The following is a 26,538-nucleotide window of genomic DNA, read 5'->3' on the forward strand; positions in this document are numbered from 1 at the left end:
TTAAACGGATTTTAAGGCAGGTGGTCAACGGGAAATTTCACTTTTTGTCTCGTTCGTCTCTTTTTTGCTCAGGATCATCCATTTCCAGCACTTCTTCCTGCTCCGCGCGGTTCTGGCGGCCCCAGACTCTGGGTTCCTCCCCCTTCAGCAGGCGGGCAATGTTCTCGTGATGGCGGATCAGAATGAGGCAGGAGAGCAGCGACACCGGCAGCGTGTATTCCGGCTTGAGCAGGTAGGTAAAGAGCGGGGTCAGCAACACGGTAATGATCGAGGCCAGCGACGAATAGCCGCTCACCAGCAGCACCAGCAGCCAGGTGCCGATCACCGCGCCCCCCATGGTGAAGCCGATGGGCATCATGGTGCCGAGCGCCGTGGCCACCCCCTTGCCGCCACGAAAGTGGAAGAAGATGGGGTACATGTGGCCGAGACAGGCAGCCACCCCGATAAAGCCGAGGTAGACGGGTTTGATCTGCAGATACCAGGCGAGATAGACGGGAGCCGTGCCCTTGAGCACATCGAGCAGCAACACCACCACGGCCGCCAGCCGGCCACCGAGGCGCAGCACATTGGTGGCCCCCGGGTTGTGGGAGCCGTGATCACGGGGATCCGGCAGACCCGTGATGCGGGAAACCAGCACCGCACTGGACAGCGAGCCGCCCAGGTAGGCCAGAATAATCATCAAAATCGTCAGGGCCGTCATCTTGGTCGTTTTTACCACGATATGAATGGGGTATGATGCGGGCCACATTCTCTGGCGCCGACGTGGGGTTGCCCACCGCGTGTCGCCCAAACCGGCCGCCGGCACTCATCCGCTGGCCAGGCCTGCATCCCTGCGCTGTCATCACAGCCCATCAAGAGTAAAGAAGAAGTACTGTCATGGACAAGGTGTTTATTCGCGGACTCGAGGTTTTGACCACTATCGGTGTATACGAGTGGGAGAAAGGCATTCGCCAGAAGCTCTGTTTCGACCTCGAGATGGGGTTCGACAACCGCCCCGCCGCCGCAACCGACGATATCAATCTGGCACTGGATTACGCCACCCTCTCTCGCAAGATCTGTGATCACGCCTCCAGCAAGGTGGTGGAGCTGGTCGAAACCATGGCCGAACAGGTCGCCATGCTGGTGCTGGCAGACGAACGGGTGCAGTGGGTCAAGGTCATCCTGACCAAGCCGGGTGCCGTCCCCAATGCCGCTGGTGTCGGCGTCGAGATCCTGCGTCACCGCACCCCGGCCGCGAGCGCCAACTGATGACCCGCATCTATGTCAGCCTGGGATCCAACATCGAGCGGGAACGCCATATCCGCGCCGGCCTCGATGCGCTGCAGGCCGAGTTTGGCGAGCTGCAGGTCTCCCGGGTGTTCGAGAGCGAGGCGGTGGGCTTCAACGGCCGCCCCTTCTACAACCTTGTGGTGGGTGCCGACACCGAGCTGCCGCTGGCGACCCTGTGTCAGCGACTGCGCGCCATGGAGTTCGCCCACGGCCGCGAGCCGGACGCCAAGAAGTTCGCCCCGCGCACCCTGGATCTCGATCTGCTGCTCTACGGCGAGCTGGTCTGCGAGACGCCGCTGGTGCTGCCGCGCGGCGAGATCCTCAGCAACGCCTTCGTGCTCTGGCCGCTGGTCGAACTGGCACCCACCCTGCGCCATCCGCTGGATGGCCGTACTCTCGGTGAGCTGTGGGAGCGTTACGACAAGGCCTCCCAACGGCTCTGCCCCATCCCCTTTCACTGGGCAGCGGGCGAATTGCAGCACCACTGAACAACAAGGGCACCTCGCGGTGCCCTTGTCGTTGATGGACGGAGCTGATAACGGATAAGAAACCGTGATTGGGCCTGCGCCGGTGCAAGTGGCAGGATGGCCGCCATCACAGGAGAACCCCATGCGACTCGATACCATTCACGACTTCAACTGCCGGCTGCTGGCCGGGCTGCCCCACCAGCGCTTCAAGCACGAACCCATCCTCGACTACGCCACCGATGAAAAGGTGAGAGCCCGTCTCGGCTGGCAGGCCGAGTTCAGCAAGACCCTGTTTCTCAAGTTCAAGGATGGCCGCTTCGCCCTGCTGCTGACCCACAGGGACGGGCGGCTCGACAACAAGGCTGTCAAGGCGGCGCTCGGCGCCAAACCCTCCATCTGCACCGCCGACGAGATGCAGGCCCAGATCGGTTGCCTGCCGGGCGCGGTCTGCCCCTTCCTGCCCCGCGCCGACATCCCGCTGCTGGTGGATCCCGCTCTCATGGCCCGCCAGGCCTTTACCTGGACCCCGGGCCACCCCGAGCAGACCTTCCTGCTGGAAACCACCCACCTGGCCGGGCTGCTGACCCAGCTGCCCTGCCAGGTGAGCTACCTGCCGGCCCCCTGAGCCCGCAGCTCAACGCTTGTCCCGCGCCAGCTGGGCGAAGATCAGCGCCGCCAGCATCGACATCAGGCCGATGCAGAGGTAGGTGAGGTGAAAGCCCCCCAGCCACTGACCATCCGCCGCTGACGAGCCGGCAGAGAAGAGCCCCAGCAGGCTGGCGGCGATGGCCACCCCCAGGCTCATGGAGAGCTGCATCACCACCGACAGCAGGCCGTTGCCGCTGCTGGCAAACTCCGGGCTGAGATCCTGCAGGGTCAGGGTGTTCATGGCGGAGAACTGCAGCGAGTTGATGGCGCCGAACACCATCAGCCAGCCCAGCAGCACCCCATAGGGGAGCTGGTTGTCGATGAGAGAGAAGCTGGCGATCATCACCCCGAGCGCCAGGGTGTTGCCGATCAGGATGCGGCGATAACCGATGCGCGGAATGAGCTTGTTCACCAACGTCTTGGTCAGCATGGCCCCCAGCACGGTGGGGATCATGGTCATCCCCGCCTTGCTCGGCGAGAAGCCGAGCCCCAGTTGCAGAAACAGCGGGGTGAGAAACGGCATGGCGCCGCTGCCGAGCCGGGCAAACAGGTTGCCCCAGATGCCGATGGCGAAGGTGCTGGTCTTGAACAAGCCCAGCCCGAACAGCGGCTCCTCGGCATTGGCGGCATAGAGCCAGTAGCTCGCCATGGCGGCCAGCCCGAACAGCAGGGCAAACAGCGCCCAGCCGGTGGAGATGCTGTGCTCCCCCAACCCCTGCAGGCCCACCGACACCAGCACCATGCCGGCGCTGAACATCACGAATCCCTGCCAGTCGAACTTGGCCGTGCTCTGGCGCAAGTCCGGCATGAAGTACCAGCTGGCGATAAAGCCGAGCAACCCCACCGGCAGGTTGATGAGAAACACCCAGTGCCAGCTCGCCACTTCCACCAGCCAGCCACCCAGTGCCGGGCCGATGAGCGGCCCCACCAGGCCGGGAATGGTGACGAACGACATCACCCGCAGCAGCTCGTGCTTGCTGTAGACCCGCAGCACCGCCAGCCTGCCCACCGGCATCAGCAAGGCACCACCAATCCCCTGCAGCACCCGCGCCGCCACCAGCAGCGGCAGGGAGTTGGCGGCGGCGCAGGCCAAAGAACCCAAGGTAAACAGCAGGATGGCGGCCAGATAGATGCGGCGGGTGCCGAATCGGTCCGCCAGCCAGCCGGAGGCGGGAATGAGCAGCGCCACCGTCAGCATGTAGGCGATGATCACCGACTGCATCTGCAGCGGGCTCTCGCCCAGGGTCTCGGCCATGCTCGGCAGGGCGGTATTGAGGATGGTGCCATCCAGCGTCTGCATGAAGAAACCGACCGCCGTGAGCGGCGGCAGCCATTTGCGCTGGGCAGGGGTCACCATGTGTGTGCTATCGGGCATCTGCAGCCACCTCCTCTTCAGACAAAAAAAGACCCGCACAAGCGCGGGTCATCTCATTACATCAGGCATCAGGCTGGCCGAGCATGGCTCTGAGCTGCTCTTCCAGGCTGGGCTCGGGCGCCTTGAGCGTAGCAAGGAACAACCGCTCTATGCCCGCCTTGTCCTGGCTTTTCACGATGAACACCAGCCGGGACTGGGCCTTGCCTTCCGGCCACTCTCCCAGCGCCTGCAGTGGATAGAGCTGGCCATGGACGCCGTGGATCACCACCGGCTGGCTCTCGCCTTCCAGCTGCAATATACCCTTGAGCCGCAGCAGCGCATCGCCGTATTGCGCCTGCACCGCATCGATGGCGGCCAGCAGGCGGGAGGGCTTGAGCGGCTCGCCGATGCGCAGGGCGAAACTTTCGATATTGCCGTGCTCGAAGTGGGTCGGCGCCGCCGTGCCTACCTTGGCGGCGAACGGCTTCATCTTCGGCTGCATTGGCGAAGCCAGCCCCTGTTTCGGGGATTCGGTACGCAGCCAGGCCAGCAGCTGGCGCACGTCGCGCCCGGCCGCCTCGTTGTAGGCACCCAGCTTCTCCAGCACGGCGGGCGACAGCTCGCCGTTGCTGACTCGCTTGATGGGGGCCGCCGGATTGAGGGCCGCCAGCTGGGCTTCGACCCGCTCCAGCTGCTCGCCATCCACCAGGTCGCCCTTGCTCACCACCAGCAGATCCGCCAGCGCCACCTGTTTCACCGCTTCATACTGGGCTGCCAACTGCTGCTCGATATGACCGGCATCCACCACGGTGACGGTGCCGTCGAAGCGGTAACGCTGGGCGATAAAGCCCTCTTCCCTCAACGTGAACAGCACGGGGGCCGGATCGGCGAGGCCTGTGGTCTCGATGATGAGTCGCTTGAACGGTTTGATCTTGCGCTGAATGGCCTTCATAAACAGCCCCTGCAGCGCCTCCACCAGGGAGCCCTGCACCGAGCAGCAGATGCAGCCGGAATCGAGCAGCACCACCTGCTCGTCTACTTGCTGCACCAGGTGGTGATCCAGCCCCACCGAGCCGAACTCGTTGATCAGCACCGCGCACTCGCCAAGCTCGGGCTGCTTGACCCAGTGGTTGAGCAAGGTGGTCTTGCCGCTGCCGAGAAAGCCGGTCAGCAGGGTCACGGGGATACGAGTATCTTGCATGTCCGTCATAGGGATGACTCCCCTCTGGTCGGCAGGGTGATGAGTAAGCGAGTGTCTTGCATATCGGTCATGTCAGATCCTTACCGGTTGGCAAACAGGTCGGCGAGCCAGCGGTTTTCGAAACGGCCGTGGGGGTCGAGCTCGCCCTTGAGGGCCAGGAAGTCGTGCCAGCGCGGCAGCAGCGCCGGGAAGTCGTAGAGATCCATCGCCAGGTGCTTGCCGAAGTGCGGGATGCCGCCGAGCGGCACCAGCAGTTGCTGCAGCTCGCGCATCTGCTCCATGGAGCCGTTGACGAAGGTGCCGTCCGCCGCCAGATAGACCAGGAACCCGATCCAGCACACCGACTGATCATAGGCGGCGCTGAGCCAGGCCTTGGAGGGGCCGGTGCAGCGCAGGATAAAGGGATAGTGCAGTACACCGGGGTTGGCCTGCTGCCACGCCTGCAGGGTCTCCAGCGCCTCGTTCATGCGATTAAGCGGCACCGCCACCTCGCAGTTGATCTGGGGCGCCGGGATCCCCTTGCAGAGGATCTGGTAGACGTTGCCCACCAGATCGGAGGCATCCTTGAAGCGGCGCACCGTCTCGAAGTGCTCGCCGGCCAGCGCCTCATCCTTGGTGTCCTTGGCCATCTTCTGCAAGGTGGCGTCAATGGTGGCATTCATGCGGGCGTCGATGTCGCCCTCCAGCAGCAGCGGCTCGCTGCCACCGGCGCGGTAGCGGGCCACCTCTTCCTCGGAGGCCGGATCCACCAGCCAGATGTGGCTCTCGCCGGTCCAGGCGAACCACCAGCTCTTCACGAAGGCGTGCTCGCGGTTGAGCCGCCCGTTGTGCGCCAGCAGGAAGGGATAGTCGGTAGTGAACTTGGTGCAGCGCATGATGCGATTCGGCACGGTCTGCAGGGTGACGTCGAGCAGAATGCCGAGCATCCCCATGCCCATCACGAAGGCGCCGAAGCGCGAGTCGGTGCGATCCACCCGGATGATGTCGCCACTCGCCAGCATCACTGTCATGGCCGCCACCGCATCGCACAGGGCGGACTGGTGCAACCCCTGGCCGTGGGTGCCGGTGCTGAGCGCACCGCCCAGAGTCTGGATGCCGATGACGCCGGGGGAAGCCGGCAGCATCCGCTCCATGGCGATGAGATCGGCGTAGACGGTGTCAAGCGGGGTGCCCGCCTGGTAGGTGACGGTGTCGGCGGTCTGCGCCAACTGGCCACGCAGGTGGTGCAAGTCCACCAGCAGCGCCTGACTGCCCTCGGCATAGACGCTGTGGATGGGTTCGAAGGAGAGGCCGGAGCCGATGAGGCGCAGCTTGCGCTCGGGGTTTTCCCGCAGCAGTTGCTGCAGTTCGTCGCGATTCTTCGGACGCCACACCTGCTCCAGTGCGCCGAGCGGATTGGTCCTGGACCAGTTGAACAGCACCTCCCGCTGACCTATCGCCTTGATGCTGTGAAATGCCTGGAACCTGACCGTCATACCGCCCCTCATCTTTATTGACGTCAAAATGAGCGCCAATTCTACCGAAAAGCGGGGCGCAAGGCATGAAAAACAAGCCCCTACAGTCGGGGGTGGATAGGGGAGAGCGCCTCTCCCCTCGCCTCAGCGCGTCTGCTGGGTCAGTGCCAGCAGCATGCCGACCCCACGAAAAGCTGACGAACCTACGACAATAGGGTTACATCAAAAACGGTCTCTAAAGGAGGATCCTCTAGGTTGAGACCGGTCTCACATCTATGTAAAAATTGCCATTAATAAAACTAGGTGGCTTAAATTTAGGATGATAAGAAATGATGCCATAAAAAGGAACTTTGATAGCATATCATCCTTACTCAACATTTCGAGCATCACTCATAAACATGCACAGTTAAAGACGCTTTTTTATGGTAAAACCTAGTCCACAGACCGGTGAAATGTCGTTATTCTCCGACTAAACTCCTGCGGCATAGCTTAGCTATGCACTATAAATAATGTTCAAAAAACGTAACAAACTAAAAGTCTCACCCTAAATAATTTGTGAGATAAGCATCAATCTTTATCAAAAAATGAACACCAACCTAACGCTTTTTGATAAAATCATGCTCCACCGTCAGGAGTAACTTCATATGCACTTACCAGAAAAGATAGATATAGTATCTGAGTATTATAAAAAACTAGGGTTTTACCGAAATCCTTTTGAAACAAATACGGCAGAAAGAGAGCCTGAAATTGAAAAGTATGTTGTAAGACCGCCTTATCTTGACCCTATAGAAGATGCATCAAAACATACTGGTAGTTATACACTATCCGGATCTCGTGGTTCAGGTAAAAGTGCCACGAGAATTACAGTCCATAGAAATATATTAAACTCTGACTTACCTCATAAACTCCCTATAGCACTCACAAATTTTGAAAGAATGAGAGGGATAAGAAAAACAAACGATTTGTTAGATTCATTTGCCAAACAAATATTTTTTCTTACTATAGAGGCATGCCTAGTTTATCTAACATCGTTAGATTCTGATGCAGCAGACCAACATCTATTATCATTTGATAGCGACTCAAAAAGATTTATAGACTGGGCTATAAAGAACTATTATTTAAATAGACCACAAAATGAACGTGATGTATCTGCTCAAGAATGCTTTGATACTTTTTCTGTGTCATTTGCACGGCAAAGCAAACTTTGGGCAGAAAAGAGATGGGATACTCTTACGGCATCTCTTATAAATATTGCGGATGCAATTGCAAGGACATTTAAGGAAGGTGCGATTTAATCAGTCATGACGATCCAGAGCCTGGATATCCTCCTTACGCGGCAAAGTAAGCACCCCAGTTTGGACAATATTTAATCTCCCCCATCAACTCAGGGTAAGCAAAATGTCACTGCTCCACTGATATTACAATGATTTTCACGACATCCCCGCCAGTTGTCCCGCCCGCACCAAATTGCACATTGCAAACAGCATTGAAAGCCGGTTGTGGTTCTTCATCAGTCCCCGTAATCGTGTTTTGCTGAAACCAAACTGGCACTTCAGTATCCGGAAAGGATGCTCAACCTTTGCCCTAATACCTGCTTTCACATATTCATCATGCAGCGCCTGCTTATTCAGCCGGGGATGCTGTCTGAGCTTTTTTACGGCATGAGGACCTTTGGCAATAAACCACTCTTTAACCCGATGTGTCAGAGAGTCCCGTTTTTCTGCCCCGCGATATCCGGCATCGGCGAAGACAATTGCTACCGGCTCCGTAATCAGGCTATCCGCCGCATTCAGGTCATGCACATTTGCCGCCGTGGTCACTACTTTTTCCGTCAAGCCTGTGGCCGCATCAACAGCAATATGAGCTTTCATACCAAAGTACCACTGATTTCCCTTGCGGGTCTGATGCATTTCAGGATCCCGTTGACCGGCTTTATTTTTTACGGAACAGGGAGCGGAAATAATGGTCGCATCGATAATGATGCCCTGACGTAACATCAGTCCGGCCTGCTTCAGTTTCTGGTTAATCAGTGCCAGTATCTGTTCTCCTGCATGATGTTTCTCCAGAAAATGGCGGAAATTCATGATGGTTGTGCGATCTGGCACCGTGTCACAGATCCCCGCAAATTGACGGAACGGCAGGACATCATGCAGGGCGTCTTCAGCCGCTCCGTCACTGAGGTCAAACCAGAGTTGCAGGCAGTGGATACGGAGCATAAGCACCAGGGGGAAAGGCCGTCGGCCGCGACGGGATGACGGATAGACGTGAAGCAGCTTATCAGCAATATCCTGCCACGGCACCAGAACATTCATACGGTCAAGAAAACGGGATTTACGGGAGGAATAGCTGGAAATGGCAGGCATTGTAAACAGCTCATGATAAAGAAAGCTTTATGTTCTCACATATGACGATTAAATCGCACCTTCCTTAACGTAGAGTTAGGTGATACAGAGCAATATAAAAAACTTCTTTCTAGCGCAAATCCACCTGAAGAAATAATATCAGACCCTCTATTTACCCTCAAAAAAGCAGTGGAATTTGCAAGAATAATGGGATTTAGTGGATTATTAATACAAGTTGATAAGATTGATGAGACCGACTGGACAACCAATGATGCTGAAACAGCAGCCAAACTAGTTTGGCCAATATTTTCAAATGTCCAGTTACACGAAATTGATGGTCTCTCATGGTCATTTTTTCTATGGGATCGTGTTCGAGGGTATCTAATAACTGAATATGGCATGCCAGTTAGGTGGGATAAGCTCCCCAATGATAAAATAAAATGGGATGCTAAACACTTACAACGTTTAGTTGAGCGAAGGATAAATTTCTTCTCTAATGGTGCATTAAATAAAATATCAGAGCTATTTGATCAGGAAACTACTGAATCTGATGTCTACAAACAAATTCTTGCGCTTTCTGGATTATCGCCAAGAATTTTAGTGACAGTGTTAAACAACATATTAACAGATCACATTCATACCCATGAGGGTATTGTCACACCATTGAGCATGCAAGCAGTCCATAATGGATTGGATAATTACGCGAGAATATCCATATTAAATGACTACAGTCCAGACACTATTGCGCAGCTTAAAAAACTGAATAGAACTACTTTTGTTACAAAAGATGTTGCTAAAGCATTTTCTATTGGTCAGCAAGGTGCTAGACAGAAAATTGAGAAGTGGATTACTTCTGGTCTAGCAAGAAAGAATGGTCAAGTACATGCAGGGGATAGAGTAAAGCCCGTTGACGAATTTATCATATCTGAGCCTCGGGCCAAAAGAGTTGTAGAACGTGACTTAGACATTTATACAGATTAAGCAACTGTGAATATTTTATAAATAATATAGAACCAAGAAAGCCCCGGCACGGGCCGGGGCTTTGCATCAGCACGGGAGCGCCATGGCGGCGCCGACCCTTATACCGCTTGCTGCAGGATCACCGCATCGGCCTTCTTGGTGTAGGAGGCGATCTCGTTGAAGTTGAGGTAGCGATAGGTGTCGGCCGCAGTGGCATCCAGGGTCTTGGCGTACTGCAGGTACTCGGCCACGGTCGGGATCTTGCCGATGATGGCGGCAACCGCAGCCAGCTCGGCAGAGGCCAGATAGACGTTGGCACCCTTGCCCAGACGGTTCGGGAAGTTGCGGGTGGAGGTGGAGACCACGGAGGCCCCTTCCGCAACCCGCGCCTGGTTGCCCATGCAGAGGGAACAGCCGGGGATCTCGATGCGGGCACCGACCCGGCCGAAGATACCGTAGTAGCCCTCTTCGGTCAGCTGATCCTTGTCCATCTTGGTGGGCGGCGCGATCCACATGCGGGTCGGCAGCTCGCCCTGGTACTTCTCGAGCAGTTTGCCGGCGGCGCGGAAGTGGCCGATGTTGGTCATGCAGGAACCGATGAACACCTCGTCGATCTTGTCACCAGCCACGTCGCTCAGCAGACGGGCATCGTCCGGATCGTTCGGCGCGCACAGGATCGGCTCCTTGATGGTGGCCAGATCAATCTCGATGATTTCGGCGTACTCGGCATCCTTGTCCGCTTCCATCAGCACCGGGTTGGCCAGCCACTCTTCCATCCCCTTGATGCGGCGGGTGATGGTGCGCACGTCACCGTAGCCTTCGGAGAGCATCCATTTGAGCATCACGATGTTGGACTTCAGATACTCGATGATCGGCTCTTTATCCAGCTTGATGGTGCAACCGGCGGCGGAACGCTCGGCGCTGGCGTCAGCCAACTCGAAGGCTTGTTCCACTTTCAGGGTCGGCAGACCTTCGATCTCGAGGATGCGGCCGGAGAAGATGTTCTTCTTGCCCGCTTTCTCGACGGTCAGCAGCCCTTTCTGGATGGCGGCGTAGGGGATGGCATGGACCAGGTCACGCAGGGTGATACCCGGCTGCAGCTCGCCCTTGAAGCGCACCAGTACGGATTCCGGCATGTCCAGCGGCATCACGCCGGTGGCGGCGGCGAAGGCCACCAGACCGGAGCCCGCCGGGAAGGAGATGCCGATGGGGAAACGGGTGTGGGAGTCACCACCGGTGCCCACGGTATCCGGCAGCAGCATGCGGTTCAGCCAGGAGTGGATGACGCCGTCGCCCGGACGCAGGGAGACACCGCCGCGGTTCATGATGAAGTCCGGCAGGGTGTGGTGGGTCTGTACGTCGATGGGCTTGGGATAGGCCGCAGTGTGGCAGAAGGACTGCATGGTCAGATCGGCGGAGAAGCCAAGGCAGGCCAGGTCTTTCAGCTCGTCGCGGGTCATCGGACCCGTGGTGTCCTGGGAGCCGACCGTGGTCATCTTGGGCTCGCAGTAGGTGCCGGGGCGAATGCCCTTAACGCCGCACGCCTTACCCACCATCTTCTGGGCCAGGGTGAAGCCTTTGCCGGTATCGGCCACCGGCTGCGGACGGCGGAACACGGTGGAGAACGGCAGACCCAACGCTTCGCGGGCCTTGTCGGTCAGGCCGCGGCCGATGATCAGCGGAATACGGCCACCGGCGCGCACTTCGTCGATCAGCACGTCGGTTTTCAGTTCAAACTGCGCCAGCACCTGGTCGGTGCCGTGCTTGCAGATCTTGCCGGCAAACGGGTAGATGTCGATGACATCGCCCATCTCCAGTTTGGAGACATCCACTTCGATGGGCAGAGCACCGGCATCTTCCATGGTGTTGAAGAAGATCGGGGCAATCTTGCCACCGAGGCAGACACCGCCGGCGCGCTTGTTCGGCACGTGCGGAATGTCGTCGCCCATGAACCAGAGCACCGAGTTGGTGGCAGATTTGCGGGAAGAGCCGGTACCGACCACGTCACCCACGTAAGCCAGCGGGAAACCCTTCTCTTTCAGCGCATCGATGGTCTTGATGGGGCCGATGACGCCATCCTTGTCCGGGGTGATACCGGGACGGGCGTTCTTCAGCATGGCCAGCGCGTGCAGCGGAATATCCGGGCGGGACCAGGCGTCCGGCGCCGGCGACAGATCGTCGGTGTTGGTTTCGCCGGTCACCTTGAACACGGTGACGGTGATCTTCTCGGCCAGTTCAGGGCGGGAGAGGAACCACTCGGCATCGGCCCAGGATTGCATCACCTGCTTGGCGTGGGCATTGCCCGCCTTGGCCTTCTCTTCCACGTCGTGGAAGGAGTCGAACATCAGCAGGGTGTGGGAGAGGCCCTTGGCGGCAAGAGGAGCCAGGGTCGCGTGGTCCAGCAGGTCGATCAGCGGCTGAATGTTGTAACCACCCTGCATGGTGCCCAGCAGCTCGACGGCTTCGGCAGCGCTCAGGATGGGAGAGTGGGCTTCGCCCTTGGCGACGGCGGTGAGGAAGCCGGCTTTGACATAGGCCGCTTCATCAACACCAGGGGGAATACGGGAGGACAACAGCTCTTTCAGAAAGTCTTGTTCGCCGGCGGGCGGGTTCTTGAGCAGCTCAACCAGGGCGGCGACCTGCTCTGCGTCCAGAGGTTTGGCAACCACGCCTTCGGCGGCACGTTCTGCGACGTGTTTACGGTATGTTTCAAGCACGACTAATTCCTCTTTGGTCTTTTTTTGGGGTTCGCCCACGCTCGCGGCGATCGTCCTTGCGGGACACCCGTAGGGTGCCCCCCACTATATAAGTTTTAACGACTAATTAAAATCCAAAGCCTGTACAGATATTCATCAAAACAACATAACCATCTAAAGTTGCTGGTGTTTTACAAACAGATAAATGGCGCGCCAAAAATAAGTTAACAAAAAGGCATCATTTGGCCGTTATTCGAATGTGCTGCCCAATTGCAGATAGAACATGTCGTTGCCCCCCTCCGCCATGCCGTAGCCGAGGAAGATGGGGCCGAGGAAGCTCTCCACCCCCACGTAGACGGAGCCGGCGGTGAAGGAGCTCTCCATGCTGATGTCTTCACCCTTGTCCCATACCCCGCCCTGCTCGAGGGAGCCCCCCAGATAGAGTGGCGCCCGCAGCGCGCCGAAGTCGTTGTCCGCCACCCGGTAGATGTAGCGCAGCCCGCCAAACAGGCTGTAGCGGCCGCTCAGCTGATAGCGCTGGAAGCCCGACATGCGGAACAACCCGCCCAGATCCTGCACGAACAGCGGCAGCTCTTCCTGGGAGGTGGAGCCCCCGCCCTCCAGCAACAGGTTCAGGCTGTGTCTGTCCCAGGACCAGGGCTTGACCATCGCCAGGTGGTAGTTGACCCCCTCATAGCGCTCGTTGAGCGTGTCGTTGTCATCCAGCCGGACGGCGGAGTACCCCCCCTTGATGTCCCAGTAGACGCCCTGATAGGGGAAGTAGCGGCTGTCGAGGGTATCGTGCTCGAAGCGGACATAGGGGCCCCAGGAGGAGGCATCCACCTTGGCATCCGCCACGTTGCGCACGTCGATGTCGCCCACCTTCCCTTCCAGCCCGAGCGAGAGGCGGCTCCAGGGCTGACGATTCCAGCCCACCGCCAGATCGACGTTGGTGAAGTTGTACTCGGCGTCGACATAGCTCACCTCATTCGCCGCCCGCGTCTCCTCGGGAATGAAGATGCGACGCTGGGTCTTGTCGTAGGCCAGGCTCGCCTCGCCAAAAAAGGTCTGGGAGGGCTCCAGCGGGGTGTAGAAGTCGGTCTTGAAGTGCTTGGCGGTACCGAGCGATGCCTCGGTCAGCCACTCGGCCCCCCAGTCGTTGACGTTGGTGAGGGTGTAGGACATGCCCACGTTGTAGTTGGAGCTGCTCTCGAAGTCATCGGAGAAGCCGAACTGGAAGTTGAGGTAGCCCGGCCCCCAGTTCTTCTCGCTGGCGTCGACCACCAGCACGTTCTCGCCACCCCGCTCCACCACCTCGTAGGTAATGCGATCGAACGACTCCAGCGCATAGAGCCGGCGAATGCCCGCCTCCAGGCTCTCGTTGGTCTGGATCTTGTCGGGGCGCACTTTCAGCATGGCGCGCACCGTCTCGTCGGAGAGACGGGACTTGTTGATGATCTCCACCTTGTCGATGTAGTAGGCGGGCTGGCCGCTGCGCTCGGCACGCCGGCTCAACTTCTGGTTGCGATAGGCGGCATAGGCGGCCGGCGAGAGGGAGAGCTTGTCGAGCCGGGCCGAGGCGCGGTTGGCCACCTCCTCCCCGAGCTTGATCCCCTCCGGCATCAGGGCGAAGTCGGCAATGCCCATGTTGCCGAACTCGGGCGTCAGCAGAATGTCGTCTGGCCCCATCAACGCCTTCTGTTTCTCGGTGCCGACCTGGGTCATGTAGGTGGTGAGCTGGTCGATCATGGCGAGCCCCGATTTCAGAGACTCGCGGGTGCGCAGCCTGGCGCTGATGTCCACCGCGATCACCACGTCGGCCCCCATCGCCTTGGCCACGTCCACCGGCATGTTGTTGACGGTACCGCCATCGGCCAGGATGTGCCCCTCCCACTCCACCGGCTTGAGGGCGCCGGGAATGGACATGGAGGCCTGCATCGCCTTGGCCAGGCTGCCGTGGTCCAGCACGAAGGGGGTCACCGTCTCCATGTCGGTGGCCATGGCGCGGTAGGGAATGGGCAGATCGTTGAAGCTCTTCTGTACCGGCAGGTTGGAGGTGGCGTGGCGCAGCAGGCTGGCCATGGACTGGCCCTGGAAGAAGCCGTCGGGGAACTGGACCGAGTCGCCGTTGATGCCGATGTCGGTGCGCAGCTGGTACTGTTCGCTCTGCTGCTTCTTGCGCAGGGAGAGTTCGTCGCGCCCTACCTTGTCCTGATAGCCCTTGTTCCAGTCGATGGCCAGGGTGGTGCGCTCCACCTCTTCGGCGCTGAGCCCCATGGCGTACATGCCCGCCACGTAGGAGCCCATGCTGGTGCCCACTATGATGTCGACCGGGATGCGCTTCTGCTCCAGCACCTTGAGGATGCCGATGTGGGCCGACCCTTTGGCGCCGCCGCCGCTGAGTACCAGGGCAATTTTGGGCCGTTCGGGCTGGGCCGCCGCCATCAGCGGCAGACAGGCCAGCAAAATCAGGAACAGTGGGTTCCATCCTCGACGAAAGATGCGCATATGATTTTCCATTGAATCCAGGGCGAGCCAGCTAGGCAGTGAAGCCTACTATAAGGTGCGCAAAGCGAACCGCAACAGTTGGCAGGGGTTATCGATGCGCATTCCGACGCAGGCGGGTACGACCCAGCCAGGCAGCGATGTGAGCGCAAACGTAATCCATCAATAAAGTGGGCCGGCCTATCAAGGGTGGCGCCGGGCTGCCGCTAATATGTGCTCAATCCCGCGTTCATCCATCCGAGTCACTCTTATGCTTGCAAGCCTGACACTCAAACAGAAAATCCTGGCCACGGTCACCCTCGCCGTGGTGCTCTCCTGCCTGCTGGTAGGCTACTTCAGCCAGCGCTCGGCCCAGCAACTGATCGAAACCCGCATGTTCGAGCAGGAGCTGCCCAACCTGACCCAGCGCATCGGCAAGGAGATCGAGAAGGATCTCACCTCGGTCGCCGGTGCCGCCAGGCAACTGGCCAACGATCGCTTCGTGCTGGACTGGGTCGAGCGCGGCATGCCCAAGGAGCAGGAGTCCATCCTCATCAACCAGCTCAAGGACATGACGAGCCAGTATGGTCTGGTTACCGCCTCCTTCGCCGATCGCCAGAGCGCAGCCTACTACAACCAGGATGGCTTCCTGCGCAACCTCACCCCGGAGCAGGACGCCTGGTTCTACGGCTACACCAAGAGCCAGCAAGACCTGATGCTCAGCATCTTTCGCGAGAGCAACGGCGAGGTGAAGCTGTTCGTCAACTTCCAGCAACTCAATGGCCGCGGCCTCGCCGGTCTCGCCAAGTCCCTCGACAGCATGGTCAGCATGCTCGCCAACTTCCGCATCGGTGACAGCGGCTTCGTCTTCATGACCGATGGCAGCGGCAAGGTGAAGCTGCACCCCGACGCCAGCCGCATCGACCGGGACAGCCTGACCCAGCTGGCAAGCGACAGCGGCAACCTGCTGGCCAAGCAGCCCTTTGCCGCCACCCACGCCGAGGTGGATGGTCAGCCGGTGGTGCTGGCCAGCAGCTACATCCCCCTGCTCGACTGGTACCTGGTGGCCCAGGTACCGGAAGCGGAGATCTATGCCGAACTGGATCGGGCCCGCCTGCACATCCTGCTGGTGAGCCTGGCCATCGCCGCCGGCATGGGCCTGCTCGGCATGCTGCTGGCCGGCTCGGTGAGCCGCCCGCTCAACCAGCTGGCCCGCCTGTTCCGCGAACTCGGCAGCGGTGACGGCGACCTGACCCAGCGCCTCAAGGTGGAAGGGCGGGATGAACTGGCCCAGGTGGCCACCGGCTTCAACAACTTCGTCGCCAAGATCCACGGCTCCATCGAGCAGGTGGCCGACAACTCCCGCCAGCTCGCCGCCACCGCCAACGAGGTGGCCGCCAAGGCCCAGCTCACCCAGCACAACTGCACCGCCCAGCGGGATCGCACCGTGCAGGTAGCCACCGCCATCCACGAGATGGGGGCCACCGTGAGTGAAATCGCCGGCAATGCCTCGCTGGCGGCTGACGTGGCCAAGCAGGCCAACGAGCAGGCCGACGCCGGCGCCGTGGTTGTAGCCCAGGCCCGCCACGGCATCGTCGGCCTCTCCGGCGAGATTGAAGGGGTGGCCGGGGTCATCGAGTCGCTGGCCAGCCAGACCGACTCCATCGGCAGCATCCTCGACACCATTCGCAGCATCTCGGAGCAGACCAACCTGCTGGCGCTCAACGCCGCCATCGAGGCGGCCCGTGCCGGCGAGCAGGGCCGCGGCTTCGCGGTGGTGGCCGACGAGGTGCGCAACCTCGCCAGCCGCTCCGCCGCCTCCACCGCCGAGATCCAGGGCATGATCAACCGGCTGCAGGAGCAGAGCGCCCGCGCCGTCAGCGCCATGGCCCAGGGCCGCAACCAGAGCCTGGAAGTGGTCACCCAGGCCGATGCCGCCAACGGCGCTCTCGGCCAGATCACCGCCCACATCACCCAGATCAGCGACATGAACATCCAGGTTGCCACCGCCACCGAGGAGCAGTCCAGCGTGGTGGGCGAGATCAATCGCAACGTAGAGGACATCAACCAGCTCACCATGGAGACCGCCGACATCGCCCACCAGCTGACCGAGTCGAGCCGCAGCCTGCAGCACCTCTCCGGCGAGCTGGACAAGCTGGTCGGCAACTTCCGACTTTGAGGCTTTTGACATCACAAGGGGCGCATGGCGCCCCTTTTTGTTGGCCGTTTGTTAACAAAGGCTCAAGTTGGCGCCAGATCCGTCGATTTATACTGTGATAATTCACATCGTCATGATCAGCGAGGAGAGCCCATGCTAGAGGGTAAACTGACAATCAAGAGCCAGTTGATACTGGCTGTCGCCGTGCCCTGTCTGGCGCTGCTGCTGGTGGGCGCCGCCAGCCTTCGCAGCATGGGCGCTATCGAACGACAGGCCACCGAGCTCTACGAGAACACCGCCACCCCGATGCGGGCCATGGCAGAGGTAGTGTCGCGCATCCCCCGTATGCGGGTGGGGCTCGACATGATGCTGTTACAAGAAACCTCGCTCAAGGATGAAAAAGGGGTGTTGACCCGGGTCAAGGAGACACGGGAAGAGGACATCCCCGAGATGCGCCAGGCCATGCAGCTGGCGGTCAACGCCCAGGTCGATCCTGCCGCGCGGCAAAATGCCCAGCAGCTGTTCGAACAATTCGAAGCGATGGAAAAGAGTGAGTTGCAGCCCATGCTGGCCGCCATGGAACAGGGTGACATGGAGAGTGCACGGCGCATCTACAAGGAGCGCTACGCGGTGACCTACGGCACCATGCGCAAGAGTGCCAATACCCAGCTCGACGAACTGATGAAGCTGGCCCAGCAGCGTCACGCCATCAGTCAGCAGAGCTTCGCACGGGGCGAAAGCCAGATGCTCGCCATCATAGGAGGCGCACTCGTCATCTGCCTGCTGGTCTCCTTTCTGGTACTGCGTGGCCTGCGCAATCGCGTCAGCTTCCTGCAGCAGTACATTGGCTATGCCGCCGAACACCTGGCGCTGGATTCCCGTGCCCAGCTGAAGGGCAATGACGAGCTGGCGGAGATCACGGTGAGCTTCAATCACTTCGTCAGCAAGATCCACAGCGCCATCGAGCAGGTAGCCCGCAACTCCCATCAACTGGCCGCCACCGCCGACGAGGTGGCCGCCAAGGCCCAGCTCACCCAGCACAACTGCACCGCCCAGCGGGATCGCACCGTGCAGGTGGCCACCGCCATCCATGAGATGGGGGCCACTGTAAGCGAAATCGCCGGCAATGCCTCCCTCGCCGCAGAGGTGGCGAGACAGGCCAATGAGCAGGCGGATGCGGGGGCCGGCGTGGTCGCCCAGGCGCGCCACGGCATCGTCGGTCTCTCCGACGAGATTGCGCAGGTCGCCGGGGTGATCGAGTCGCTGGCGACCCAGACCGACTCCATCGGCAGCATCCTCGACACCATTCGCAGCATCTCGGAGCAGACCAACCTGCTGGCGCTCAACGCCGCCATCGAGGCCGCCCGTGCCGGCGAGCAGGGCCGCGGCTTCGCAGTGGTGGCCGACGAGGTGCGCAACCTCGCCAGTCGCTCCGCCGCCTCCACCGCCGAGATCCAGGGCATGATCAACCGGCTGCAGGAGCAGAGCGCCCGCGCGGTCAACGCCATGACCCAGGGCCGCAACCAGAGCCTGGAAGTGGTTACCCAGGCCGATGCGGCCAACGGCGCACTCGGCCAGATCACCGCCCACATTACCCAGATCAGCGACATGAACATCCAGGTCGCCACCGCCACCGAGGAGCAGTCCAGCGTGGTGGGCGAGATCAACCGCAACGTGGAAGACATCAACCAGCTCACCATGGAGACCGCCGACATCGCCCACCAGCTGACCGAGTCGAGCCGCAGCCTGCAGCACCTCTCCGGTGAGCTGGACAAGCTGGTCGGCAACTTCCGGCTGTAACTTTTGACTCCCACTTCATCACCCGACAGAGGGCGCTGCGGCGCCCTCTGTCGCAACCACGGCAAGCCGTGACGCAGGCGCTTTTGCGCCGCCTCCACCGGCTTCTGAAAATGCCCCATAATCAGGAAAATGAGAGGAGGAGTTATGGGCAAGCTGGTAGTGATGATCTTGCTGAGCGGTCTGCTCAGCGCCTGCAGCAGCGGGCCGGTGCGGGTACACGGTGCCGACGTGAGCGTGGACGATACCCGGATCCGGGTCAGCGACGGGGATCGAGGGGGTTACGGTACCTTCTGTCCGCCGGGACAAGCCAAGAAAGGGCGCTGCTAGCGCCCTTTTTTACAGTCATACATCTTCTGGTCCGCCTGCTGCAGCAGTTGTTCCAGCGCTGGTGGCGAGCGTCCGTCATAGTGTCCGACACCGATCGAGCAGGCCAGCTGATAGGGTTTGCCGCTCTCCTGATTAAAGACAGCCAGAGCCTCGGCAAAACGGGCCAATACCCTTGTTATCTCAAGAGGCCCTGAACCCAGCAGCAGCACCGCAAATTCATCGCCCCCCAGCCGGGCAAAAATATCCGCCTCCCGAAAAACCCGGCACATCAGACCGGCCATCTGTTGCAAGGCATCGTCACCCACATCGTGCCCAAGCTGGTCGTTGATCTCCTTGAAACGGTTGAGATCGATGAACAGCAGGGTAGCCTCCCGCTCCTGCCGGTGAGCCAGTTGCAGACATTTTTGCGCCAGCAGCATGAAGCCGCGCCGATTGGTGATACCGGTAAGGTCATCAAGCGTAGCCAGCTGGATCGCGGCCAGCTCGCGCTCCACCATGCCGGCCAGATCCGTCAGCAAGCCCTGTTGGCGCGAATCCAGCAGTCGCGGCTTGCGGTCAATGATGCACAGAGTGCCCAGCTTGTAACCTTCGCCAATCTGTAACGGGCAGCCGGCATAGAAGCGGATATGGGGTTCACCGGATACCAGCGGATTATCGGCAAAGCGCAGATCCTGCCTGGTATCCTCCACCACGAACAGACCATCACCGAGAATGGCATGCCCGCAGAAAGAGACGTCGCGCGGTGTCTCCTGCACCGGCAAACCACAACAGGACTTGAACCACTGCCGGTTTTCATCCACCAGCGACACCAACGAGATGGGCACATCAAACATGCTGCGCGCCATCCTGGTAATCCGATCGAAACGCTCTTCGGCGGAGCTGTCGAGAATGGAGATCCGGCGCAATGCGTCGAGGCGCAATCTTTCATTGTCAGGGATAGCCGGTGTTTGCATGGTTGACTCCAGCAAGTGACATAGAAGTCACTAGCATAGCAACCAGCTCCGAACAAATCTCAGCTATATACAAAAACAAAAAAGCCGCTCGATTGAGCGGCTTTTTTACAGGCAGAAGTGAATTACTTCTTCTTCTTGGCCTTGGCGTTCGGCAGATCGGTGATGGAGCCTTCGAACACTTCGGCTGCCAGGCCCACGGACTCGTGCAGAGTCGGGTGAGCGTGGATGGTCAGCGCGATGTCTTCGGCGTCGGCACCCATCTCGATGGCCAGACCGATTTCACCCAGCAGTTCACCACCGTTGGTACCCACGATGGCACCACCGATGACGCGGCCGCTCTCCTTGTCGAAGATCAGCTTGGTCATGCCGTCGGAGCAGTCGGACGCGATGGCGCGACCGGAAGCCGCCCACGGGAAGGTGGCCACTTCGAAGTTCAGCCCTTGTTGCTTGGCTTCCTTCTCGGTCAGACCAACCCAGGCCATCTCTGGCTCGGTGTAGGCGATGGACGGGATCACTTTCGGGTCGAAGTAGTGCTTCTTGCCGGCGATGACTTCGGCGGCAACGTGACCTTCGTGAACACCTTTGTGCGCCAGCATCGGCTGACCCACGATGTCACCGATGGCGTGGATGTGCGCCACGTTGGTACGCAGTTGCTTGTCCACCTCGATGAAACCGCGCTCGGTCACGGCAACGCCGGCCTTCTCGGCATCCAGCATCTTGCCGTTCGGCACACGACCTACGGCAACCAGCACGTTGTCGTAACGCACCGGCTCGGCCGGGGCGTGCTTGCCTTCGTAGGAGACGTACAGGCCGTCTTCACGGGCTTCAACTGCGGTGACCTTGGTCTCCAGCATGATGTTGAATTTCTTGGCCACGCGCTTGGTGTAGATCTTGACGATGTCTTTGTCGGCAGCCGGTACCAGCTGGTCGGCAAATTCCACCACGTCGATCTCGGAACCCAGGGAGGAGTACACGGTACCCATCTCCAGGCCGATGATGCCGCCACCGATAACCAGCAACTTGCCAGGAACGGTAGTCAGCTCCAGCGCATCGGTAGAGTCCCATACGCGCGGATCATCGTGCGGGATGAACGGCAGCTTCACCGGACGGGAACCGGCAGCGATGATGGCGTTGTCGAAGGTAACGGTGGTCTTGCCGTCTTCCCCGGTCACTTCGAGCGTGTTCGGGCCGGTAAATTTACCGAAGCCGTTAACAACCTGTACTTTACGCATCTTGGCCATGCCAGCCAGACCGCCGGTCAGCTGGTTGATGACTTTCTCTTTCCACAGACGGATCTTGTCGATGTCGGTCTGCGGGGCACCGAAGACGATGCCGTGCTCGGCCAGCGCCTTGGCTTCTTCAATGACTTTGGCGACGTGCAGCAGCGCCTTGGACGGGATGCAACCCACGTTCAGGCAGACGCCACCCAGGGTGGAGTAACGCTCGACGATAATGGTATCCAGACCCAAGTCAGCCGCACGGAAGGCAGCGGAATAACCGGCAGGGCCAGCACCCAGTACTACGACCTGGGTTTTGATTTCTTTACTCATCATGACCTCTTTGTCGTTCTTATATCCCCGGACAGCGCAGTCTTAAACCAGAACGAGGCGGCTGCAGCCGTGAAAAAAACGGGGCAAGTTTACAATCCTGTTAACGAAATGAGAAGTAAAAAGGGCAGGCTCTGGGCCCGCCCTCTCACTTACAGGACCAGTCGACGAATGTCGGACAGCACGCCGTTCATGGTGGTGATGAAGCGAGCTCCATCGGCACCATCGATGACGCGGTGGTCGTAGCTCAGGGCCAGCGGCAGCATCAGGCGCGGCGCGAACTCTTTGCCGTTCCACTTCGGCTTCATCTCGGACTTGGAGACACCGAGGATGGCCACTTCCGGCGCGTTGACGATCGGGGTAAAGCTGGTACCGCCGATGCCACCCAGGCTGGAGATGGTGAAGCAACCGCCCTGCATGTCGGCAGCGGTCAGCTTGCCGGCACGGGCCTTCTTGGAGATCTCGGCCAGATCGCGAGACAACTCCATGATGCCCTTCTTGTTGACGTCACGCACCACAGGCACAACCAGACCGTTGGGGGTATCCACCGCCACACCGATATGGATGTACTTCTTCATGATCAGCTTGCTGCCATCTTCGGACAGGGAGCTGCAGAAGCGCGGGTGAGCTTCCAGCGCCTTGGCGGCAGCTTTCAGGATGAACACCAGCGGGGTGATCTTCACGTCTGCCTTCTGCTTCTCGAGCATCGCGTTCTGCTCTTTGCGGAACGCTTCCAGCTCGGTGGTATCGGCTTCGTCGAACTGGGTGACATGGGGGATCATGACCCAGTTGCGGTGCAGGTTCGGACCGGAGATCTTCTGGATGCGGGTCAGATCGACCTCTTCCACATCACCGAACTTGCTGAAATCGACCTTCGGCCACGCCAGCACACTCATGCCGTTACCGTTGCCAGTGCCGGTACCTGCAGCCGGAGCGGACTCGGCGCGCTTGACCGCATCCTTCACATAGGCTTGCACGTCTTCTTTGACGATGCGGCCCTTGCGACCGGAGGCTTTCACCTTGGCCAGGTTGACACCGAACTCACGCGCCAGACGGCGCACAGCCGGAGAGGCGTGTACGTAGGCATCGTTGGCAACGAAGTCGGAGGCAGCAGCAGCCTGGGCAACCGGAGCTGGAGCAGCGGCGACAGGGGCAGCAGCGACCGGGGCGGCAGCCTGAGCAACCGGGGCAGCTGGAGCAGCACCAGCCACTTCGAATACCATGATCAGGGAACCGGTGGAGACCTTGTCACCCGCCTTCACCTTGATCTCTTTGACCACGCCGGCGAACGGCGCAGGCACTTCCATGGAGGCCTTGTCACCTTCCACGGCGATCAGGGACTGGTCGGCTTCAACCTTGTCACCCACGGCGACCATGATCTCGGTGACTTCGACTTCGTCGCCACCGATATCCGGTACATTGACCTCTTTGGCCGCGGCGGCAACCGGGGCAGCAGCCACGGGAGCGGCAGCCTGGGCCGGTGCAGCAGCAACGGCAGGGGCGGCGCCAGCCACTTCAAAGACCATCACCAGGGAACCGGTAGAGACCTTGGCACCGGCGGCGACCTTGATCTCGACCACACGGCCCGCGAACGGTGCCGGCACTTCCATGGAGGCCTTGTCACCTTCCACGGCGATGATGGACTGGTCGGCTTCAACCATGTCGCCCACGGCAACCATGATCTCGGTCACGTCCACTTCGTCGTCACCGATGTCCGGCACGTGCACGTCTTTGCGAGCGGCAGCAGCAGGAGCGGCGGCCGGTGCGGCGGCAACCGGTGCAGCGGCCTGAACCGGCGCAGGTGCGGCAGCACCTTCGGCTTCGAAGACCATGATCTGGGAACCGGTGGCAACCTTGTCACCCACCTTGATCAGGATCTCTTTGACGATACCGGCAGACGGGGCCGGTACTTCCATGGAGGCCTTGTCGCCTTCTACCGCGATGATGGACTGATCGAGTTCGACCTTGTCACCCACGGCCACCATGATCTCGGTGACTTCAACTTCATCGGCGCCGATATCCGGCACCATAATCTGTTTGGACATTGTGCTTTATCCTCTTGCGTGCATCCGCGTGACCGACTGCTGTCACGCGTCTCTCGCGTTAACCTTTGCAAGGTCGTGCCGGGCAGCGAGTCCCGGCACGACGCTTGATCCTCTTACGCGTACAGCGGGTTGACCTTGTCGGCATCGATGCCGTACTTGGCGATGGCGTCAGCCACAACCTGCTTGTCTACCTCGCCGCGCTTGGCCAGTTCGGTCAGGGCAGCAACCACCACGTAGAATTCGTTCACTTCGAAGTGACGACGCAGGTTGGCACGGCTGTCGGAACGGCCGTAACCGTCGGTACCCAGCACGCGGTAGTTCTCGGTCGGTACGAAGGCACGCACCTGATCGGCGAAGGACTTCATGTAGTCGGTCGCGGCGATGGTGGCTTCAGAACCCAGTACCTGAGCGATGTACGGTACGCGAGCATCGGCGTTCGGGTGCAGCATGTTCCAGCGATCCGCGTCCTGACCGTCACGAGCCAGCTCGTTGAAGGAGGTGACGCTGAACACATCGGAGCCGATGCCGTACTCGCTGGCCAGGATCTGGGCGGCGGTGCGCACGTGACCCAGGATGGAGCCACAACCCAGCAGCTGTACCTTGGCCTTGGTGCCGGCCACGGTTTCCAGCTTGTAGATACCCTTGCGGATGCCTTCCTCGGCGCCTTCCGGCATGGCCGGCATGGCGTAGTTCTCGTTCAGGGTGGTGATGTAGTAGAAGACGTTCTCCGGCTTCTCACCGTACATGCGACGCAGACCGTCCTGTACGATCACCGCTACTTCATAGGCGTAGGACGGGTCGTAGGAGACGCAGTTCGGGATGGTGTTGGCCAGGATGTGGCTGTGACCATCTTCGTGCTGCAGACCTTCGCCGTTCAGGGTAGTACGACCGGAGGTCGCACCCAGCAGGAAGCCACGGGCTTGCTGGTCACCGGCTGCCCACGCCATGTCGCCGATCCGCTGGAAGCCGAACATGGAGTAGTAGATGTAGAACGGGATCATCGGGCAATCGTTGGTGCTGTAAGAGGTCGCAGCAGCCAGCCAGGAGGACATGGCGCCCAGCTCGTTGATGCCGTCTTGCAGAACCTGACCCTGCTTGTCTTCCTTGTAGTAGGAGACGATGTCGCGGTCTTGCGGGGTGTACTGCTGACCGTGCGGGCTGTAGATACCGATCTGGCGGAACAGACCTTCCATACCGAAGGTACGGGCTTCGTCAGCCAGGATCGGGACGATGCGCTTGCCGATGGACTTGTCTTTCAGCATCACGTTCAGGGAACGCACGAACGCCATGGTGGTGGAGATTTCGCGCGCCTGTTCACCCAGCAGCGGACCGAAAGCATCCAGCGCCGGGATTTCCAGCTTGGTGGTGCTCTCGCGCAGACGGGTCGGTACATAGCCCTTCAGCGCCGCACGGCGGGCGTGCAGGTACTTGTGCTCTTCGGTACCCTCTTCGATCTTCAGGTACGGCAGGGTTTCCAGCTGCTCGTCGGTGACCGGCAGGTTGAAACGATCGCGCAGGTGACGCACGGAGCCCAGATCCATCTTCTTGACCTGGTGAGCGATGTTCTTGCCTTCGGCCGCTTCACCCATGCCGTAACCCTTGATGGTCTTGGCCAGGATCACGGTCGGCTTGCCCTTGGTCGCCGCAGCCTTGGAGAAGGCGGCGAACAGTTTGCGAGGATCGTGACCACCGCGGTTCAGGGCGAAGATCTCCTCGTCGGTCATGTCTTTGACCAGCGCAGCGGTTTCCGGGTAACGGTTGAAGAAGTGCTCGCGCACGTAGCCGCCATCACGGGACTTCATGGTCTGGTAGTCACCGTCCACGGTCTCGTTCATCAGCTGGATCAGCTTGCCGGAAGTGTCTTTCTTCAGCAGCTCATCCCACTTGCGACCCCAGATCACCTTGGTCACGTCCCAACCAGCGCCGGAGAACAGACCTTCCAGCTCGTTGATGACCTTGCCGTTGCCGACAACCGGACCATCCAGACGCTGCAGGTTGCAGTTGACCACAAACACCAGGTTGTCGAGCTTTTCACGCACGGCAACGGTCAGGGCGCCCTTGGCTTCCGGCTCGTCCATCTCGCCGTCACCCAGGAAGGCGTAAACGGTCTGCTCGGAGCAATCCTTGATGCCACGGTCGGTCAGGTACTTCAGGAAGCGGGCCTGATAGATGGCGGCGATGGGGCCCAGACCCATGGAGACGGTCGGGAACTGCCAGAAGTCCGGCATCAGTTTCGGGTGCGGGTAGGAAGGGATACCCTTGCCATCCACTTCCTGACGGAAGTTGTCCAGCTGCTCTTCGGTCAGACGACCTTCAGCGAAGGCACGAGCATAAATGCCCGGGGAGATGTGACCCTGGAAGTAGACCAGATCGCCACCGTCCTTCTCGCTGCGAGCGCGGAAGAAGTGGTTGTAGCAGACTTCGTAGATGGTCGCGGAAGAAGCGAAGGAAGACATGTGACCACCCAGGTCCAGGTCTTTCTTGGAGGCGCGCAGCACGATCATCATGGCGTTCCAGCGGATGATGGCGCGAATGCGGCGCTCCATCTCCAGGTCGCCCGGGTAGTCCGGCTCTTCGCTGGACGGGATGGTGTTGATGTAATCGCGGTTTGCCTTGGCAGCCACGTCCACACCGCTTGCGCGGGCTTTCTCGGCCAACTGTTCAAGGATGAACTGAGCGCGTTGGGGACCCTCTTCACGCAGCAGGGATTCCAGAGAGGCAAGCCACTCCAGCGTTTCTATCGGGTCCACATCGTTCTTCAGGATATCAGACATGGCTGGTTCCTATTTTGTTGTGATTGCACGGCATTGCACGGCGAAGGGCGCAAGCATTC

The 26,538-nt window shown here is 59.9% G+C and carries 19 protein-coding genes; 8 read left to right on the forward strand and 11 right to left on the reverse strand.

Annotated elements, in window-relative coordinates:
• Positions 1-37 precede the first annotated feature (37 nt).
• Positions 38-700: a glycerol-3-phosphate 1-O-acyltransferase PlsY gene (plsY, locus tag OKB87_RS13590; RefSeq protein ID WP_016352149.1), complete on the reverse strand. Its 663-nt coding sequence runs from the start codon at positions 698-700 to the stop codon at positions 38-40.
• Between the two features lie 176 nt (positions 701-876).
• Here plsY and folB point away from each other — a divergent pair, with 176 nt between their 5' ends.
• The 3 genes from folB (at position 877) to OKB87_RS13605 (ending at position 2,361) form a co-directional block, all read left to right on the forward strand.
• The gene (gene folB / locus OKB87_RS13595) at positions 877-1,248 is read left to right on the forward strand and encodes a dihydroneopterin aldolase (protein ID WP_270827737.1); all 372 of its coding nucleotides are present in this window, start codon (positions 877-879) and stop codon (positions 1,246-1,248) included.
• Positions 1,248-1,757 (forward strand): 2-amino-4-hydroxy-6-hydroxymethyldihydropteridine diphosphokinase, encoded by a 510-nt coding sequence (gene folK / locus OKB87_RS13600; RefSeq protein ID WP_270827738.1) that lies wholly within the window; start codon positions 1,248-1,250, stop codon positions 1,755-1,757. Before folB ends, folK begins: the two co-directional genes overlap by 1 nt.
• Positions 1,758-1,878: 121 nt before the next feature.
• Positions 1,879-2,361, forward strand: a complete 483-nt coding sequence (locus OKB87_RS13605) for a YbaK/EbsC family protein (protein ID WP_270827739.1) — start codon at positions 1,879-1,881, stop codon at positions 2,359-2,361.
• Between the two features lie 9 nt (positions 2,362-2,370).
• On the opposite strand, the gene mdtD is transcribed toward OKB87_RS13605, so the two are convergent.
• The 3 genes from mdtD to OKB87_RS13620 form a co-directional block, all read right to left on the reverse strand.
• A complete protein-coding gene (gene mdtD, locus OKB87_RS13610; RefSeq protein ID WP_029302083.1) occupies positions 2,371-3,759 on the reverse strand; it encodes a multidrug transporter subunit MdtD in 1,389 nt (462 codons plus the stop codon).
• Positions 3,760-3,820: 61 nt separating this feature from the next.
• Positions 3,821-4,948: a CobW family GTP-binding protein gene (locus tag OKB87_RS13615; RefSeq protein WP_270827741.1), complete on the reverse strand. Its 1,128-nt coding sequence runs from the start codon at positions 4,946-4,948 to the stop codon at positions 3,821-3,823.
• Positions 4,949-5,019: 71 nt separating this feature from the next.
• Entirely contained in the window at positions 5,020-6,414 is a 1,395-nt protein-coding gene (locus OKB87_RS13620) for a D-arabinono-1,4-lactone oxidase (protein ID WP_270827742.1), read from the reverse strand.
• 623 nt (positions 6,415-7,037) lie between these two features.
• On the opposite strand from OKB87_RS13620, the gene OKB87_RS13625 reads away from it, so the two are divergent.
• Entirely contained in the window at positions 7,038-7,688 is a 651-nt protein-coding gene (locus OKB87_RS13625; RefSeq protein WP_270827745.1) for a hypothetical protein, read from the forward strand.
• A gap of 135 nt (positions 7,689-7,823) precedes the next feature.
• Here OKB87_RS13625 and OKB87_RS13630 read toward each other — a convergent pair whose 3' ends face one another.
• Positions 7,824-8,756, reverse strand: coding sequence for an IS5-like element ISKpn13 family transposase (locus OKB87_RS13630; protein ID WP_004235553.1), 933 nt, complete (start codon positions 8,754-8,756; stop codon positions 7,824-7,826).
• A 168-nt stretch (positions 8,757-8,924) separates the two neighbouring features.
• Between OKB87_RS13630 and OKB87_RS13635 the strand changes: the two genes are divergently transcribed.
• Positions 8,925-9,716, forward strand: coding sequence for a hypothetical protein (locus OKB87_RS13635; RefSeq protein ID WP_270827747.1), 792 nt, complete (start codon positions 8,925-8,927; stop codon positions 9,714-9,716).
• Between the two features lie 98 nt (positions 9,717-9,814).
• Here the strand turns inward: OKB87_RS13635 and acnB are convergent, their stop codons facing one another.
• The gene (acnB, locus tag OKB87_RS13640; RefSeq protein WP_045788912.1) at positions 9,815-12,412 is read right to left on the reverse strand and encodes a bifunctional aconitate hydratase 2/2-methylisocitrate dehydratase; all 2,598 of its coding nucleotides are present in this window, start codon (positions 12,410-12,412) and stop codon (positions 9,815-9,817) included.
• 228 nt (positions 12,413-12,640) lie between these two features.
• A complete protein-coding gene (locus OKB87_RS13645) occupies positions 12,641-14,899 on the reverse strand; it encodes a patatin-like phospholipase family protein (protein ID WP_270827748.1) in 2,259 nt (752 codons plus the stop codon).
• 247 nt (positions 14,900-15,146) lie between these two features.
• Between OKB87_RS13645 and OKB87_RS13650 the strand changes: the two genes are divergently transcribed.
• The 3 genes from OKB87_RS13650 (at position 15,147) to OKB87_RS13660 (ending at position 19,160) form a co-directional block, all read left to right on the forward strand.
• Complete coding sequence (locus OKB87_RS13650; protein ID WP_010635967.1) at positions 15,147-17,054, forward strand: methyl-accepting chemotaxis protein; 1,908 nt, start codon at positions 15,147-15,149, stop codon at positions 17,052-17,054.
• 132 nt (positions 17,055-17,186) lie between these two features.
• A complete protein-coding gene (locus OKB87_RS13655; RefSeq protein WP_270827749.1) occupies positions 17,187-18,833 on the forward strand; it encodes a methyl-accepting chemotaxis protein in 1,647 nt (548 codons plus the stop codon).
• Between the two features lie 144 nt (positions 18,834-18,977).
• Positions 18,978-19,160 carry a hypothetical protein gene (locus OKB87_RS13660; RefSeq protein WP_011707560.1) on the forward strand — a complete coding sequence of 61 codons (183 nt, stop codon included), beginning with the start codon at positions 18,978-18,980 and terminating at the stop codon, positions 19,158-19,160.
• Here OKB87_RS13660 and OKB87_RS13665 read toward each other — a convergent pair.
• The 4 genes from OKB87_RS13665 to aceE form a co-directional block, all read right to left on the reverse strand.
• Positions 19,157-20,113 carry a GGDEF domain-containing protein gene (locus tag OKB87_RS13665; protein WP_045525666.1) on the reverse strand — a complete coding sequence of 319 codons (957 nt, stop codon included), beginning with the start codon at positions 20,111-20,113 and terminating at the stop codon, positions 19,157-19,159. The genes OKB87_RS13660 and OKB87_RS13665 overlap by 4 nt on opposite strands.
• A gap of 122 nt (positions 20,114-20,235) precedes the next feature.
• Positions 20,236-21,663 (reverse strand): dihydrolipoyl dehydrogenase, encoded by a 1,428-nt coding sequence (gene lpdA / locus OKB87_RS13670; RefSeq protein ID WP_011707561.1) that lies wholly within the window; start codon positions 21,661-21,663, stop codon positions 20,236-20,238.
• Between the two features lie 149 nt (positions 21,664-21,812).
• Positions 21,813-23,705: a pyruvate dehydrogenase complex dihydrolipoyllysine-residue acetyltransferase gene (gene aceF, locus OKB87_RS13675; RefSeq protein ID WP_270827750.1), complete on the reverse strand. Its 1,893-nt coding sequence runs from the start codon at positions 23,703-23,705 to the stop codon at positions 21,813-21,815.
• A 113-nt stretch (positions 23,706-23,818) separates the two neighbouring features.
• A complete protein-coding gene (gene aceE, locus OKB87_RS13680; protein WP_011707563.1) occupies positions 23,819-26,479 on the reverse strand; it encodes a pyruvate dehydrogenase (acetyl-transferring), homodimeric type in 2,661 nt (886 codons plus the stop codon).
• Positions 26,480-26,538: the final 59 nt, after the last annotated feature.

The sequence above is a fragment of the Aeromonas sp. Y318-1 genome, from assembly GCF_027706125.1.
Taxonomy (GTDB): domain Bacteria; phylum Pseudomonadota; class Gammaproteobacteria; order Enterobacterales; family Aeromonadaceae; genus Aeromonas; species Aeromonas hydrophila.